The sequence below is a fragment of the Micromonospora sp. RP3T genome, assembly GCF_003027925.1.
GTDB lineage: Bacteria > Actinomycetota > Actinomycetes > Mycobacteriales > Micromonosporaceae > Micromonospora.
The window spans coordinates 1-14,321 of the sequence record NZ_PYPS01000051.1; the positions used below are offsets into that span (position 1 = coordinate 1).

Below are 14,321 nucleotides of genomic sequence, written 5' to 3' on the forward strand. Positions count from 1 at the left end.
CCGCTCCGCTCGGCCAGCTCGACGATGGTGGCCCGGGCCGCCGCCTCCGGGTCGCTGAGCACGTATGGGACGTCGTGGTGGTGGGGGCGGGTCCGGCCGGGGCGGCGGCGGCGCTCGCCGCGCGGCGGGCCGGGGCGGCGCGGGTGCTGCTGCTCGACCGGCACGACTTCCCGCGGGACAAGGCGTGCGGGGACGGGATCGCCGCGCACGCGCTGGACGTGCTCGCCGAGCTGGGCGTGACCGGGGCGGTCGACGGATATCCGCCGCTGCCGGCGCTGCGCCTGGTCGGCCCCGGCGGTGGCGCGGTGGCCCGGGCGCTGCCCCGGCCCGCGTACACCGTGCCCCGGCGGGTGTTCGACGCGCGACTGGTCCGGGCGGCGGTCGGGGCGGGGGCGGAGCTGCGGCGGCACACCGTACGCCGGGTGGAGGTCGGCGTCGACCGGGTGGTGCTCGACGGGGAGTTGACCGCCCGCGCGGTGGTCGGCGCGGACGGCGCCGGCTCGGTGCTGCGCCGGGCGCTCGGGCACCCGGTGAACCCGGACCGGCACCTCGCGCTCGCCATCCGCGGCTACGCGCCGGCGCCGCCCGGCCCACCCGAGCAGCTCATCGTGACCTCGGCGGCGCGCTGGCCCGCGTACGCGTGGGTGTTTCCGATCGGCGACGGTCGGGCGAACGTCGGGTACGGGGAGGTGCTGCGCGGCGAGCCGCTGACCCGCGCGCACCTGCTGGACCGGATGGCCGCGCTGCTGCCGGGCACCGACCCGGCCACGGTGACCGACCTGCGGGCGCACCACCTGCCGCTCTCCACCCACCGGCCGGCGCCGGGCCGGGGCCGGGTGGTGCTGGCCGGCGACGCGTTGTCGTTGATCAACCCGTTCACCGGCGAGGGCATCTTCTACGCGTTGCGCTCCGGCGCGCTGGCCGGGGCGGCGGCGGCCGGCGCGCCCGCCGAGGCGGCCCGGCGGTACGCGGCGGCGCTGCGCGCCCGGCTCGGCACCCATCTTTGGCACAGTTCGGCGGCGGCCTGGCTGGCCCGGCGGCAGTGGGTGGTGGACGCGGTGGTCGGCGCGGCCGGCCGGGACGAGCGGGTCTACCGGACGGTGGTGGAGCTGGGGCTCGGCGACGGCCGCCTGGACGCCCACACACTGGGCGCGATCGCCGCCGCCACGCCGCGCCGACGCCGGGCCCGGGGATGACGCGCCGGGCCGGAGGCGACCCGCCGTCCCGTGATGCGCCACCGCGGCACTGATCTTTCCCGTGGGTCGCTACCCTGCAAGTGATGACTCTGCGGAAACTCCTCTACTCCGTGTACGAGCGCCGGCTGACCGCGAAGCTCGCGGGCAGGCCGGTGCCCGCCCACGTCGGCGTGATGTGCGACGGCAACCGCAGATGGGCCCGGGAGATGGGCTTCGTCGATCCGAACGACGGTCACCGGATGGGCGCCGAGCGGATCAAGGAGCTGCTCCGCTGGTGCGACGCGGCCGGCGTCGGGCACGTCACGCTCTGGCTGCTCTCCACCGACAACCTCTCCCGGCCGGCCGCCGAGCTGGACCCGCTGCTCCAGATCATCGAGGATCTCACCACCGAGTTGGCCGAGCAGGGCAATCCCTGGCGGCTGCGCATGGTGGGCGCGCTCGACGTGCTGCCGGCGCAGCACGCGGCCGCGTTGAAGGCCGCCGAGGAGCGCACCCGGGACCGCGACGGCGGCGCCCAGGTCAACATCGCCGTCGGGTACGGCGGCCGGCGCGAGATCGCCGACGCGGTCCGCTCGTTGCTGCTGGAGCACGCGTCGCACGGCGGGACGATCGAGGAGTTGGCCACCACGCTCGACGTCGACCACATCTCCGAGCACCTCTACACCAAGGGCCTGCCGGACCCGGATCTGATCATCCGGACCAGCGGGGAGCAGCGGCTCTCCGGCTTCATGCTCTGGCAGAGCGCGCACTCGGAGTTCTACTTCTGCGAGCTGAACTGGCCCGACTTCCGCAAGGTCGACTTCCTCCGCGCCCTGCGCTCCTACGCCACCCGGCAACGCCGCTACGGCGCCTGACCCCACCCGCGCCCACCGTCCCGCGGGGCGGGTCGGGGTCAGGCGGTCAGGGTCAGGGGGTCAGGTGGGGGAGGGCGGCGGTGAGGAAGTCGCCCAGGGCGGCGGGGGAGTCGAGCGTCAGGTCGGCGGCGTCGGCGACCTCGTGCCCGGTCTCCGGGTTGGCGACCGCCACGCACACGCCGAGGAAGTCGGGATCGGTGGCGGCGCGGGCGCGCAGCGCGGCGAACGCCTTGATGTCGGAGACGTCGTCGCCGAAATACCACGCCCCGCCGGCGTCCCGGACCGTCTCGCCGATGACCATGCCCTTGTCCCGGTCCACGGGTGGCTTCAGCTCCAGCACCATGCGGCCGGCCTGACAACGCAGGCCCAGCCGTTCGGCCTGGGCCCGGCCCCACTCCTGCACCAGGTCACCGAGCTGCGGCGCGGTGCGCCAGTGCAGCGCGACGGAGAGCCGCTTGAACTCGACGAGCGCGCCGGGCGGCAGCTCGGCCTGGGCCTGCTCGGCCAGCTCGGCCATGGTCGGCACCCAGGGCAGCGCGGCCGGCTCGGTGACGGTCTCGCCCCCCGAGTGGCTGTGCTCCAGGCCGTAGAGCCCGTACAGGTCGACGCCGGCGAGGCCGCCGAGATGGTCGCGGAGGAACTCCACCGGGCGCGCGGAGACGATCGCGATCCGGCGTACGCGCGGGGCGAGCGCCTCCAGCGCGGCGAGCACCTTCGGCGCGGGGCGGACCGCGGTGGGATCGTCGTCGACCGGCGCCAGGGTGCCGTCGAAGTCGAAGAAGAGCACCACGTCACCCGCACGCGCGGCGGTGGCCCGCCAGGCGTGCTCGGCGTCCAACGGGGTCTTCGGCTGCTGGTTGCCCAGATTCAACGGCGGCACGCGCGACAGCGTACCCCGCGCCGGGCGGCGTATTCGTGGCCGAGATGTGACGTCGGGACGACGCGGGAGTTCAGCGTTCGGCGGCTCCCCGTCCTCGGCGCCCGAACGGCACCACGGCCGCCTCCTGCCCGTGGCTGAGCAGGTACCCCTCCACGAAGCCGGTGTTCCGGTCGCCGGTGTGCGCCTCGATCTCGTTGAGTCGCGCCACCAGGAACTCGGTGAGCGCGCTGACCCGGTCGTTGAGCCGGTCGTGCAACTCGGCCACGACGGCGAGGATCACCGCCGTGCCGGTGGTGGTGAGCGCGAGGAGATTGACGACCAGGGGAAGCTGCCCGCCGTCCAGCACGCCGACCACCACGTTGCCGGTCACGCACGATGTCACCGACACCACCGCGACCACGACTGCCAACCATTTCAGGGTCATGGACAGACCCCTCCTTCTGTCCCGCAGGGCTGGGTTCGGCTGTGTCCCGTCCCCCCGCCGACGACGAGCCCTTAGCAGTACAAACGTGGACGCTAGCCGGTCCGATCCGGCCCCGAGGCGAAACGATCGGGACTGTCTTTCCGTTCTTTCGCCATCTGAGAACTAGCCGGCCTGTTTACCCCTATTTCGGACATTGGCTGGCAGTGTCGGACGATATGCGAGGTAACGAATGGTTTCCCGGATGTGGAACTTTTCCGCGTCGGAGACGTTCGGGTCGACCAGCCGGCGCAGCAGCGCCTCGACGTCCGGGTCCATCGGGGGCGGCGTGGGGGCGGCGCGGGGGCCGGTCGTCCGGTCCCAGCCGAGCGCGGTGAACGCGGTGGCCGGATCGAGCCCGAGCCCCTCGCAGAACGCGACCACCCGCTCGGCCTCGGGGTCGCTCGCCCAGTCGCCGCGCACCCAGCGGTTGATGGTCTGGCGGGAGACGCCGGTGCGCCGGGAGACCTCGGTGCCACTCCACGCGCGCATGGCGCGGGCGTCGTCCAGCGCGCGGCGGACGAAGGTGGCAAAGGAGATCTTCCGTGCATTGGCCGTCTCGCTCACCCCGTGACGGTACGGCCAGTCGCTCGCGCCGAGGTTGCTCGGCGCGCTGGTGTCACGCTGACGTGACGCCGATGGATGGCTGCCGAACAACGATCCAAAGCTGCTGTTGAGGGGTTTCACCCGGGCAGGATAGATAGACACCACTACGGCGGCAAGCGGACGAAAAGCTGATACTGTCACGCCCATGAGACAACTTACGTTGTGTCACGTGCTTGAGACGACAAGTGCTCACATGCGTCACTCCGCCGGTGCGGAGGGGGTGTCGTGACCGAACTCGCGACCCGCGCCCAGGCCTTCGGACTGATCGCGGACGGCGTCTCGGCCGGGCTGAGCGCGCCCTGGCGCCTCTACCTCGCCCGGGGCTGCCGCTACCTCTCGCTCAACGTCGGCGACCGGGAGGAGTGGGACGCCTGGCGGACCCACCTCGGCTGCCCCGAGTTGAGCGTACGGGTCTACGACTCCGGCGGCGAGATCCGCCGGGCCTCGGTGGCCGAGGTGATCCTCGACGGCTGCCGGATCAGCGTGGAGTTGGTCGAGGAGGTCAGCACCGCCGATCTGGAGCGGTTACTGGTGGTCGATCCGCTGCCCGGGGCGGACGAGCGATGAGCCGGGCGGCGGAGGTGGCCCGGTGAGCCCTTTTCTCGCCGTCGTCCTCGTCCTGGTGCTCGGCTCCACCTGCTACGCCGCCGGCCGGCTGCACGGCCAGCTCAGCTACCGGATCGGCTACCGGTTCGGCTACCGGCAGGGCTACTTCGACGGTGACCGGGGCGCCTGGAACCGTCGGCGTCGGGAGGCGCAGGCCGTCATCGCCTCGGCGCTGGCCGCGCCCGCCCCGACGGCGGTGACCTCGGTCGGGCGTACCGGTGCGCCGTTCGCCGGCACCGCCGTGCCCGCCGCGGTCACCGCCCGCCCCGACGCGCCGGGCGTGCGCGCCGGGTCGCCGGCCGTCCGGGTCACCGCGACCGCTCAGCTCGGCGGGGCCGTCGCCCGCGCCGGCACCACGTACACCGGGTCGTCGTTCGGCGCGGCCGCCGCCGGCCCCCGAACCGGGGCGCTGGCGCGGCGGCCGGGCTGAGGCCCGCGTCCGGTACGCGTCGTGCCCGCCCGCCGTCGTGGCGGCGCGACGCCGGCGGCTCCGGCCCCGGCCGGGATGCGCGCAGGGGGCATGCATCCCGGCCGGTTCCGGCGTGTTCACCGGTGATCCATCCAGGGCTCTAGCCGAGCGGGCCCACGGCGATTAGCGTCTAGGCATGGCACGGGGTTTTCCCGGGCCAGCCGGACAGCCCGGACCTGCGACCTCGCGCACGGGGCCCGCATCCGACCCCGTGTCCGCCGGGCACCGGAAGAGGCGGAACTCGGGTGGCCGGGTGCCCATCCGCGGAGCAGGCCTGTGACCACTCGCCGTACCCCCGCCGGAGCCGAGCCGACCCCGGCCGCGACCGCCACGACCCGCCGGACCACGCGCAGCCGGCGGAGCGCCGCTGCCACCACCGCCGGCACCGAGGAGCCCCGACCATCCGGCCCGGCCTTTGTCCTGGACACCTCGGTCCTCCTCTCCGACCCCGCGGCGTTCCACCGCTTCGCCGAGCACGAGGTGGTGCTGCCGCTGGTGGTCATCTCGGAGCTGGAGGGCAAGCGGCACCACCCCGAGCTGGGCTGGTTCGCGCGCCAGTCGCTGCGCATGCTGGACGAGCTGCGGGTGCGGCACGGCCGGCTGGACCGTCCGGTGCCCGCCAACGACTCCGGCGGCACGCTGCGGGTGGAGCTGAACCACACCGACGACGGCGTGCTGCCGCCCGGCTTCCGCAACGAGTCGAACGACGCCCGGATCCTCTCGGTGGCGCTCAACCTGGCCGCCGAGGGCCGCGACGTGACCCTGGTCAGCAAGGACATGCCGCTGCGGGTGAAGGCGGCCTCGGTCGGCCTGCGCGCGGACGAGTACCGACACGGCCAGGCCAGCGACCCGACCTGGACCGGGATGGCCGAGCTGGAGCTTCCCGACGACGAGATCGGCCGGCTGTACGCGGGCGAGGCGCTCGACGTCGACGCCGCCGCGGGCCTGCCCTGCCACACCGGCCTGGTGCTGCACTCGTCGCGGGGTTCGGCGCTGGGTCGGGTGCTGCCCGACAAGACGGTTCGGCTGGTCCGCGGCGACCGGGAGGCGTTCGGCCTGCACGGGCGCTCGGCGGAGCAGCGGATCGCGCTCGACCTGCTGCTTGACGAGTCGATCGGCATCGTGTCGATGGGTGGCCGGGCCGGCACCGGCAAGTCGGCGCTGGCGCTCTGCGCCGGCCTGGAGGCGGTGATGGAGCGCCGCCGGCACAAGAAGGTGATCGTCTTCCGCCCGTTGTACGCGGTCGGCGGCCAGGAGCTGGGCTACCTGCCCGGCTCGGAGTCGGAGAAGATGTCGCCCTGGGCGCAGGCCGTCTTCGACACGCTGGGCGCGGTGGTGCACGAGAACGTGCTGGAGGAGGTCACCTCGCGCGGCCTGCTGGAGGTGCTGCCGCTGACCCACATCCGGGGCCGGAGCCTGCACGACGCGTTCGTCATCGTCGACGAGGCCCAGTCGTTGGAGCGGGGGGTCCTGCTCACCGTGCTGTCCCGGATCGGTCAGGGTTCGCGGGTGGTGCTCACGCACGACGTGGCGCAGCGGGACAACCTGCGGGTGGGGCGGCACGACGGGGTGACCGCGGTGATCGAGGCGCTGAAGGGCCATCCTCTCTTCGCGCACGTCACCCTCAGCCGGTCGGAGCGTTCGCCGATTGCCGCGATGGTCACGGACCTGTTGGAGGACATCCCGAGCTGACTGGTCGTTATGCCCCACTTCGTCCATATTTGAAGTGTGGCGCAGATCACTTTTGTCTCCCGCAGTTTCCCACCCGCCTCACCGTGCGCGATGGTGTCCATCGAGCGTCACCGACAACTCCAGTGCCTGGAGTCCCATTCGCACCCGGCACCTCGTCGAGCATTCTCCGCCACGGACGGCGGGAGCCACGGGGGTCGGTGCGCCGGCGGAGACCGGTGGGTCGGGGCGCTCGCGGCACCCGGGCGCGGCCGTGCGGCCACGCGTGGTGCCGTGTCCCTGCCTCCGACGAAGGGAAACTTCGTGAGTCGGCTCTGGAGCCGGTTCGGCGCCCGTACGGCCGCTGTCGCGCTGCTCTCCGTGGGCGTCGCCGGCGGTTTCTACCTGGGCGAAGATCGTCAGACCCAGCAGCAGGGCCTGACCGCGCAGGTCGGCCTCGAGGTCGACCGGACCGAATACATCTACCAGCGCGAACGGCAGGCCGACCATCGCCTGCAGTCGTCCAAGCAGCGCGCCGCCGAGTACCAGGCCAAGCTGCGGGCCAAGGCGGCGGCGAAGGAGGCCGCCGAGCGGGCCAAGGCCGCCGAGCGCGCCGCCGCGAACCGCAAGAAGGAGCGCGCCGAGGCGGAGGCCAAGGCGAAGGCGGAGGCGGAGTCCGAGGCGAAGGCCAAGCCGTACGACGGGCCGATTCCGGCGTCCTGCGCGGAGTACAGCGGCAACCGGAAGGTCGGCTGCGCGGTCATGCTGGACAAGGGTTTCGGCATCGACCAGTTCCCCTGTCTGGACAAGCTCTGGACGAAGGAGAGCGGCTGGAACCCGAAGGCGTCCAACAGCAGCTCCGGCGCGTACGGGATCCCGCAGGCGGTGCCCGGCAGCAAGATGGGCTCGGTCGCCGACGACTGGCGGACCAACCCGGCCACCCAGATCACCTGGGGCCTCGGCTACATCAAGGGCCGGTACGACACCCCGTGCGGCGCCTGGCAGCAGTCGCAGAGCGAGGGCTGGTACTGACAGACCGAACGGCGGCGGGAGGCCCGGTGATCCGGGTGTCCCGCCGCCGTCGTCTGTCCGCCCGAGTGGCGGTCCGCCGTATTTGCTGATAGCTGTTGACAGGTGACCTGGCAGGACAGCCCTCGCGGCGGAGACCCCCACCGGTTCGGCACCGACGCGTTCTACGCGTCGCTCGGCCGGGCGTTCGTCGCCATGTGCGCGGTGGTGCCGGTGCTGTTCCTCATCGAGGCGCTCGACGTCGGGCTGCGGCTCAACCTCGACGTCACCGCCGGCATCATCCCGCACCGCATCCAGGGCCTGGACGGCGTCTTCTTCTCGCCGTTCCTGCACGCCGGCTGGAACCACCTCTACAGCAACAGCATCCCGCTGATCCTGCTCGGCACGTTCGTGCTGGCCGCCGGCACCCGCCGGTTCCTCTGGTCCACCGCGGTGATCATCCTGGTCAGCGGGCTGGGCGTGTGGTTCACCGGCTCGCCCAGCTCGGTGGTGGTCGGCGCGAGCGGAGTGATCTTCGGCTACCTCGGCATCCTGCTCACCCGGGGCGTGGTGGAGCGGAGCTGGTGGAACTTCGCGGTGGTGCTGCTGGTCGGCCTGCTCTACGGCTGGCAGCTGCTGGGCATCCTCCCCACCGACGAGCGGATCTCCTGGCAGGGGCACCTGTTCGGGCTGCTCGGCGGCGTGGTCGCCGCGATCCTGTTCCGCCGCCGCGCGGACACCGGCACGCCGGACCCGCTCGGGTCGCCGCCGCTCCGGCTGCCCTGACGACGACGCGACCGATCGACCGGCGGGACGTCCTTGCCCCAGGTCACCGGCCCACCTACCGTCGGCAGCACGGGTTGATCCCTGGCCGAAAGTGACGGTACGCCATGCGCGAAGTCGATCTCGCCGTGATCGGGGCCGGCCCGGCCGGGCTCTTCGCCGCCTACTACGCCGGGTTCCGGGGGCTCTCCGTCGCCGTGATCGACGCGCTGCCCGAGCCGGGTGGTCAGGTCACCGCGATGTACCCGGAGAAGCTGATCCTCGACGTCGCCGGCTTCCCCGCCGTCAAGGGCCGGGAGCTGATCGCGAACCTGCTCGCCCAGGCCGCGCCGTACCACCCCGACTACCTGCTCGGCGTACGCGCGGAGAAGCTGGCCTACCTCGATGGCCGGCCGGTGCTCGGGCTGGCCGGCGGTGAGCAGCTCCGCTGCGGCGCGGTGGTGGTGACCGGCGGGCTGGGCAGCTTCACGCCCCGGCCGCTGCCGGTCGCGGAGAGCTTCACCGGCGCCGGGATCGTCTACTTCGTGCCGCAACCGGTCGAGCTGACCGACCGGCACGTGCTCATCGTGGGCGGCGGCGACTCGGCGTTCGACTGGGCGGTCACGCTCGCGCCGCTGGCCCGGTCGGTGACGCTGGCGCACCGGCGGGACCGTTTCCGCGCGCACGCCGCCACCGTCGAGCGGGTCCGGGCGCTGCCGGTGCGGGTGGTGGTCAACGCCGAGGTGAGCCGGCTGTACGGCGAGGAGCACGTCACCGGCGCCGAGCTGACCGTACGCGGCGGCGCGGTGGAGACGCTGCCGGTGGACACCGTGGTCGCCGCGCTCGGCTTCACCGCCGACCTGGGACCGCTGACCGAGTGGGGGCTGGCCCTGGACCGGCGGCACATCGTGGTCGACAGCGCCATGGCCACCAACCTGCCCCGGGTGTTCGCGGCCGGGGACATCACCGAGTACCCGGGCAAGGTCCGGCTCATCGCCACCGGCTTCGGCGAGGCGGCGACCGCGGTCAACAACGCCGCGGTCGCCATCGACCCGACCGCGCACCTCTTCCCCGGCCACTCCTCCGACGGCACGTAAGGAGGGGCCCCTGCTTAACGCCTGCGGTAGAGGCGGGGCCCCCGCTTAACACCCTGCGGCGGTGTCGTCAGGGCAGGCCGACCAGGTCGGCAGTCAAGGCGATCTGGTGGTCGAAGTACTCGTCCCGGTGCGGCAGCGCCCGGTTGATCCGGCCGAACAGCTCGAAGCTGATCAGCCCGAAGAGCTGGGTCCAGCCGGCCATCGCCCGGACCATCAGCGCGGGTGGCAACGGCACCCCGGTCAGTGCGCTCAGTTCGTTCAGGTCGCCGCGCAGCGGCTCGGGCAGCTCCTCGTCCGGCGGCGTGAGCCGGCCGGCGGCCATCCCGTCGCGCAGGATGCCGAGCAGTGTCATCGGGGGCCGTTGGGCGGGCGCGACCGTGTCGTCCGGGGCCGCGTAGCCGGGCACCGGGCTGCCGTAGAGCAGCGCGTACTCGGCGGGGTGGGCGAGCGCCCAGGCGCGCGCCGCGCGGCTGGCGGCGAGCCAGCGACCGCGCAGGTCGTCGTGGTCGGCGGCGGCGTCGGCCGTCTCCACCGCGGCGCCGAGCGCGTCGTACGCCTCCAGGATCAGCGCGGTGAGCAGGTCGTCGCGGCTGGGGAAGTAGCGGTAGATCGCGGAGGAGGCCATGCCGAGGTCCCGGGCGACGGCGCGCAGCGAGAGGTCCGCGCCGTCGGTGGCCAGGTGCCGGCGGGCGACCGCCTTGATCTCTTCGATCATCCCGGCGCGGACCCGGGCGCGGAGCGAGGGAGCGACCATGCGCCCACTGTGCCACGAGCGAGAGCGGCAATCAAAACAGAGAGCACTGCTCTTGACTTCCGGTCTCGCCTTGAGCCATGCTCTCTTTTGAGAGCAGTGCTCTCCGTTTGGACTACTGCTTCAGAGAAGGTGGACCCCATGGCTCTGCACGTGATCGTCGGCGCCGGACCCGTCGGCACCGCCACCGCCCGACTGCTCGCCGAGCGCGGCGAGCGGGTACGCGTGGTGACCCGGCGCGGCACCGGCCCGGAACACCCGGCGGTCGAACGGATCGCCGCCGACGCCGGTGACGCCGATCGGCTCACCGCGCTGACCGAGGGCGCGGTCGCGCTGCACAACTGCGCCAACCCGGCGTACCACAGGTGGGCCACGGACTGGCCGCCGCTGGCCGCCGCGCTGCTCACCGCCGCCGGGCGCAGCGGCGCCGTGCTCGCCACCGTCGGCAACCTCTACGGGTACGGCCCGGTCGACGCGCCGATGACCGAGGCCACCCCGCTCGCCGCCACCGGCACCAAGGGCCGGGTCCGCAACCGGATGTGGGCCGACGCCCTGGCCGCGCACCGCGCCGGTGACGCCCGGGTCACCGAGGTACGCGGCTCCGACTACATCGGTCTCGGCGGCACCTCGCTGGCCATGATGGTGCTGCCCCGGGTGCTCGCCGGACAGCGGGTGTTCCTGCCGGTCGACTGGGACGCGCCGCACACCTGGACGTACGTCCCGGACGTCGCCCGTACCCTGGTCGCCGCCGCGACCGACGCGCGGGCCTGGGGCCGGGCCTGGCACGTGCCCAGCCCGCCGGCGGCCACCATGCGGGAGCTGGCCCGGCGGACGGCGGCCCGGGCCGGCGCGCCCGCGCCGCGACTGACCCGGATGCCGTACCCGGTGCTCTGGGCGGCCGGCGTGGTCAACCCGTTCGCCCGGGAGCTGCGCGAGACGGCACACCAGTTCGCCGGCCCGTTCGTGCTGGACTCGTCCGCGGCCACCGCCACGCTCGGCGTCGAGCCGACCCCGCTGGACCGGATCGTCGACGAGATGGTTGCCGGCCTGCGCAACCGTCGCGCGTGACCGCACGGGGTGTTAAGCGGGGCCCCCGCCTCTACCGGAGGCGTTAACCGGGGGCCCCGCCTTACCCCCGGCGGCGATGAGGACGGCCGCGAGGGTCAGGGCGGCGCCCAGGAAGGTGTTGAGGCCGGGGTGTGAGGCGGCGGTGGGCAGGAGCACGTCCAGCAGCACCGCGCCGACGATCTGCCCGGCGATGGTGGCCAGGCCGAGCAGCAGCACCCCGGTGAACCGGACCAGTGCGGCGGCCAGCGCGATGAACACGATGCCGATCGGGCCGCCGACATAGAGCCACGGCTCGCTGGGGAAGCGGCCGGTCGGCCGACCCCGCACCGCCACCTCCACCGCGAACGTGGCGAGCAGCGCCACCGTGCCGACCGCGAAGTTGACGAGCGTGGCGGTCACCGCGCTGTCCGCCGCCGCGCGGACCCGGCCGTTCACCGCCTGCTGCCAGGCGATGCCCACGCCGGCGGCCAGCGGCAGCAGGGCCAGCGCCAACGCGCCCGGGTCGCCCAGCCGGTCGCCCACCGCCAGCAGCACGGCCAGCACGGTGAGCACCGCGCCGATCAGCCGGTTCGGGGTGACCGCCTGCCGGCCGGTCGGGCCGATGCCGGCGCGGTCCACCAGCAGGCTGCTGCCGGACTGCCCGGCCACCACCGCGACGGTGAAGACGGCCACGCCGAGCGCGCCGATGGTCAGCCCCTGCGTCGCCACCAGGAACGCGCCGCACACGCCGCCCAGGCACTGCCACGGCCGCAGCGTGCCGCTGCGCAGCGCGCCACGCAGCGCGGCCAGCCCGCGCCGGCCCCCTCCGGTGGCGGGGACCAGCACCAGCAGGATCAGCAGGCCGAGGCCGAACGAGACCACCGCGGCGGCGATCCCGTCGGCCAGCCGTACGCCCAGCTCGCCGTTGATCCGGGACTGGAGTGCCACCAGGACGCCGGAGCCGGTGGCCAGCCCCACCCCGGCGATCCGCCGGCCGGTCGACAGCGTGGGCGTCGGCGTCCCGGTCGTGGTCACTCCTGCTCGGCCAACGGGCGCCCGTCGAAGTCGACAGCCGAGTAGAGCGCCAGCTTCTCCAGCCGGTGGTACGAGTCGATGACCCGGATCGTGCCGCTCTTGGAGCGCATCACGATCGACTGGGTGTACGCCCCACCGGCCCGGTAGCGCACGCCGCGCAGCAGGTCGCCGGAGGTGACACCGGTGGCCACGAAGAAGCAGTTGTCGCCGGTGACCAGATCGTCGGTGAACAGCACCCGGTCCAGGTCGTGCCCGGCGGCCAGCGCCTTCTCCCGCTCCTGGTCGTCCTTCGGCCAGAGCTTGGCCTGCATCATGCCGCCCATGCACTTCAGCGCGCAGGCCGCGGTGATGCCCTCGGGAGTGCCGCCGATGCCCATCAGCACGTCGACGTCCGACTCGCCGCGCGCCGCCGCGATGGCGCCGGCGATGTCGCCGTCGGAGATGAGCCGGATGCCGGCGCCGGAGCGCCGGATCTGCTTCACCAGGTCGTCGTGGCGCGACCGGTCCAGCACGCAGACCGTCACCTCACTGGTGTCGGTGCCCTTGACCTTCGCGATCCGGCGGATGTTCTCGGCGACCCCGGCGTTGATGTCGACCACGTCGGCGTACATCGGGCCGACCGCCAGCTTCTCCATGTAGAAGACCGCGCTCGGGTCGAACATCGCGCCGCGCTCGGCCACCGCCAGCACCGCGAGCGCGTTCGGCATGCCCTTGCTCATCAGTGTGGTGCCGTCGATCGGGTCGACCGCCACGTCGACCTCGGGACCGGTCCCGTCGCCGACCTCCTCGCCGTTGAAGAGCATCGGGGCGTTGTCCTTCTCGCCCTCGCCGATCACCACGACGCCCCGCATCGGGATCGAGTTGATCAGCTTGCGCATGGCGTCGACGGCGGCGCCGTCACCGCCCTCCTTGTCGCCCCGGCCGACCCAACGGCCGGCGGCCATGGCCGCGGCCTCGGTGACCCGGACCAGATCGAGGGCGAGATTGCGGTCGAGATCCTGGGGCGTCCGCGTACCGGTGGTTGTCATGGCGGCCTCCTCCTCGCGACGTTGCGGGGTGGACCGGCGGGGGTGCCGCCGGTTTTGTCGCTGATCCTCACACGATCTCAGGTTCGCCGCCCCGGCGGGGCGGAGGAGGCCAGGATCACCTTCCCCGTCGGGCTGCGACAATGGCCGGGTGGAACCCGCACAGCCTGCCGACCGCGTACCGTCCGACGCCACGCCGCCCGACGGCCAGCCGCCGGTGCGGCCCGGCGCCACCCCGCCGGACGGGACGCCCGCGCTCGTCGAGTCGTCGGCGTCCGCGCCGCTCGCCGACGCTGGTGAGCGTCCCGCCCCGCCCCCGGGGAAGGAGAAGGCCCGCTCCGAGCGGTCCCCGAAGGACATGGTGCTGTCGCTGCTGATCCTGCTGGTGCCGATCGCGCTGCTGATCGCGTTCTACCGGGGCTTTCTCGGCGGCGACTCGCCGGTCACCGTCGACCCGGCGCCCGTGCTGGAGCAGGCCCGCGCGGCAGGCGCCTTCCCGGTCGCCACGCCGACCGGGCTGGGCGACGACTGGCGTACGGTGAACGCCCGCTTCCGGACCGAGACGGACGGCGCGACGCTGCGCATCGGGTACCTGACCCCGGAGGGCCGGGGCGCGCAGCTCGTGGAGAGCAACGTCCCGGCGGAGAAGCTGCTGCCGGCCGAGCTGAGCGACGGCCAGCCGCAGGGACCGGCCGACCTGCCGGACGGGCTGAGCTGGCAGCGGTACACCGCCCGCGGCAACGAGCAGGCGCTCGTCCTGCTGGAACCGAACCGCACGGTGATCGTGGTCGGTGACGCGGGGGAGACGGAGCTGCGCCGACTCGCCACCTCGCTGCGCTGACGTCCCCGGTCGGGTG

15 protein-coding genes and 1 pseudogene are annotated in these 14,321 nt (G+C 73.5%); 10 read left to right on the forward strand and 6 right to left on the reverse strand.

Features of this window, described 5'->3' with window-relative positions; genetic code table 11:
- Window positions 1–74: 74 nt before the first annotated feature.
- Window positions 75–1,196 (forward strand): geranylgeranyl reductase family protein, encoded by a 1,122-nt coding sequence (locus C8054_RS28930; RefSeq protein WP_107162357.1) that lies wholly within the window; start codon window positions 75–77, stop codon window positions 1,194–1,196.
- 83 nt (window positions 1,197–1,279) lie between these two features.
- Window positions 1,280–2,050, forward strand: coding sequence for an isoprenyl transferase (locus C8054_RS28935; protein WP_107162324.1), 771 nt, complete (start codon window positions 1,280–1,282; stop codon window positions 2,048–2,050).
- A 52-nt stretch (window positions 2,051–2,102) separates the two neighbouring features.
- On the opposite strand, the gene otsB is transcribed toward C8054_RS28935, so the two are convergent.
- The 3 genes from otsB to C8054_RS28950 form a co-directional block, all read right to left on the reverse strand.
- Window positions 2,103–2,930, reverse strand: coding sequence for a trehalose-phosphatase (gene otsB / locus C8054_RS28940; RefSeq protein ID WP_107162325.1), 828 nt, complete (start codon window positions 2,928–2,930; stop codon window positions 2,103–2,105).
- A gap of 70 nt (window positions 2,931–3,000) precedes the next feature.
- Window positions 3,001–3,354 (reverse strand): hypothetical protein, encoded by a 354-nt coding sequence (locus C8054_RS28945; protein WP_107162326.1) that lies wholly within the window; start codon window positions 3,352–3,354, stop codon window positions 3,001–3,003.
- 162 nt (window positions 3,355–3,516) lie between these two features.
- Window positions 3,517–3,957: an XRE family transcriptional regulator gene (locus C8054_RS28950; protein WP_107162327.1), complete on the reverse strand. Its 441-nt coding sequence runs from the start codon at window positions 3,955–3,957 to the stop codon at window positions 3,517–3,519.
- A gap of 264 nt (window positions 3,958–4,221) precedes the next feature.
- On the opposite strand from C8054_RS28950, the gene C8054_RS28955 reads away from it, so the two are divergent.
- The 6 genes and pseudogenes from C8054_RS28955 to C8054_RS28980 all read left to right on the forward strand — a co-directional run bounded on the left by C8054_RS28955 (window position 4,222) and on the right by C8054_RS28980 (window position 9,606).
- On the forward strand, window positions 4,222–4,563 hold the full coding sequence (locus C8054_RS28955; RefSeq protein ID WP_107162328.1) for a hypothetical protein: 342 nt from the start codon (window positions 4,222–4,224) through the stop codon (window positions 4,561–4,563).
- Window positions 4,564–4,585: 22 nt separating this feature from the next.
- Window positions 4,586–4,780: pseudogene (locus C8054_RS33300) on the forward strand (hypothetical protein); the annotation flags it as partial.
- A gap of 567 nt (window positions 4,781–5,347) precedes the next feature.
- The gene (locus C8054_RS28965; protein ID WP_107162330.1) at window positions 5,348–6,763 is read left to right on the forward strand and encodes a PhoH family protein; all 1,416 of its coding nucleotides are present in this window, start codon (window positions 5,348–5,350) and stop codon (window positions 6,761–6,763) included.
- A 300-nt stretch (window positions 6,764–7,063) separates the two neighbouring features.
- The gene (locus C8054_RS28970; protein WP_199199970.1) at window positions 7,064–7,771 is read left to right on the forward strand and encodes a transglycosylase SLT domain-containing protein; all 708 of its coding nucleotides are present in this window, start codon (window positions 7,064–7,066) and stop codon (window positions 7,769–7,771) included.
- Window positions 7,772–7,873: 102 nt separating this feature from the next.
- On the forward strand, window positions 7,874–8,533 hold the full coding sequence (locus C8054_RS28975; protein WP_107162332.1) for a rhomboid family intramembrane serine protease: 660 nt from the start codon (window positions 7,874–7,876) through the stop codon (window positions 8,531–8,533).
- A 104-nt stretch (window positions 8,534–8,637) separates the two neighbouring features.
- Window positions 8,638–9,606, forward strand: coding sequence for an NAD(P)/FAD-dependent oxidoreductase (locus C8054_RS28980; RefSeq protein WP_107162333.1), 969 nt, complete (start codon window positions 8,638–8,640; stop codon window positions 9,604–9,606).
- 67 nt (window positions 9,607–9,673) lie between these two features.
- Here the strand turns inward: C8054_RS28980 and C8054_RS28985 are convergent, their stop codons facing one another.
- Window positions 9,674–10,360, reverse strand: coding sequence for a TetR/AcrR family transcriptional regulator (locus tag C8054_RS28985; RefSeq protein WP_107162334.1), 687 nt, complete (start codon window positions 10,358–10,360; stop codon window positions 9,674–9,676).
- A 138-nt stretch (window positions 10,361–10,498) separates the two neighbouring features.
- Here C8054_RS28985 and C8054_RS28990 point away from each other — a divergent pair, with 138 nt between their 5' ends.
- Window positions 10,499–11,425: an NAD-dependent epimerase/dehydratase family protein gene (locus C8054_RS28990; RefSeq protein ID WP_107162335.1), complete on the forward strand. Its 927-nt coding sequence runs from the start codon at window positions 10,499–10,501 to the stop codon at window positions 11,423–11,425.
- 12 nt (window positions 11,426–11,437) lie between these two features.
- On the opposite strand, the gene C8054_RS28995 is transcribed toward C8054_RS28990, so the two are convergent.
- Window positions 11,438–12,409, reverse strand: coding sequence for a DMT family transporter (locus tag C8054_RS28995; RefSeq protein WP_199199971.1), 972 nt, complete (start codon window positions 12,407–12,409; stop codon window positions 11,438–11,440).
- 26 nt (window positions 12,410–12,435) lie between these two features.
- On the reverse strand, window positions 12,436–13,467 hold the full coding sequence (gene glpX, locus C8054_RS29000; protein WP_107162337.1) for a class II fructose-bisphosphatase: 1,032 nt from the start codon (window positions 13,465–13,467) through the stop codon (window positions 12,436–12,438).
- 148 nt (window positions 13,468–13,615) lie between these two features.
- On the opposite strand from glpX, the gene C8054_RS29005 reads away from it, so the two are divergent.
- Window positions 13,616–14,305 (forward strand): DUF4245 domain-containing protein, encoded by a 690-nt coding sequence (locus C8054_RS29005; protein ID WP_107162338.1) that lies wholly within the window; start codon window positions 13,616–13,618, stop codon window positions 14,303–14,305.
- The last annotated feature ends 16 nt before the right edge of the window (window positions 14,306–14,321 follow it).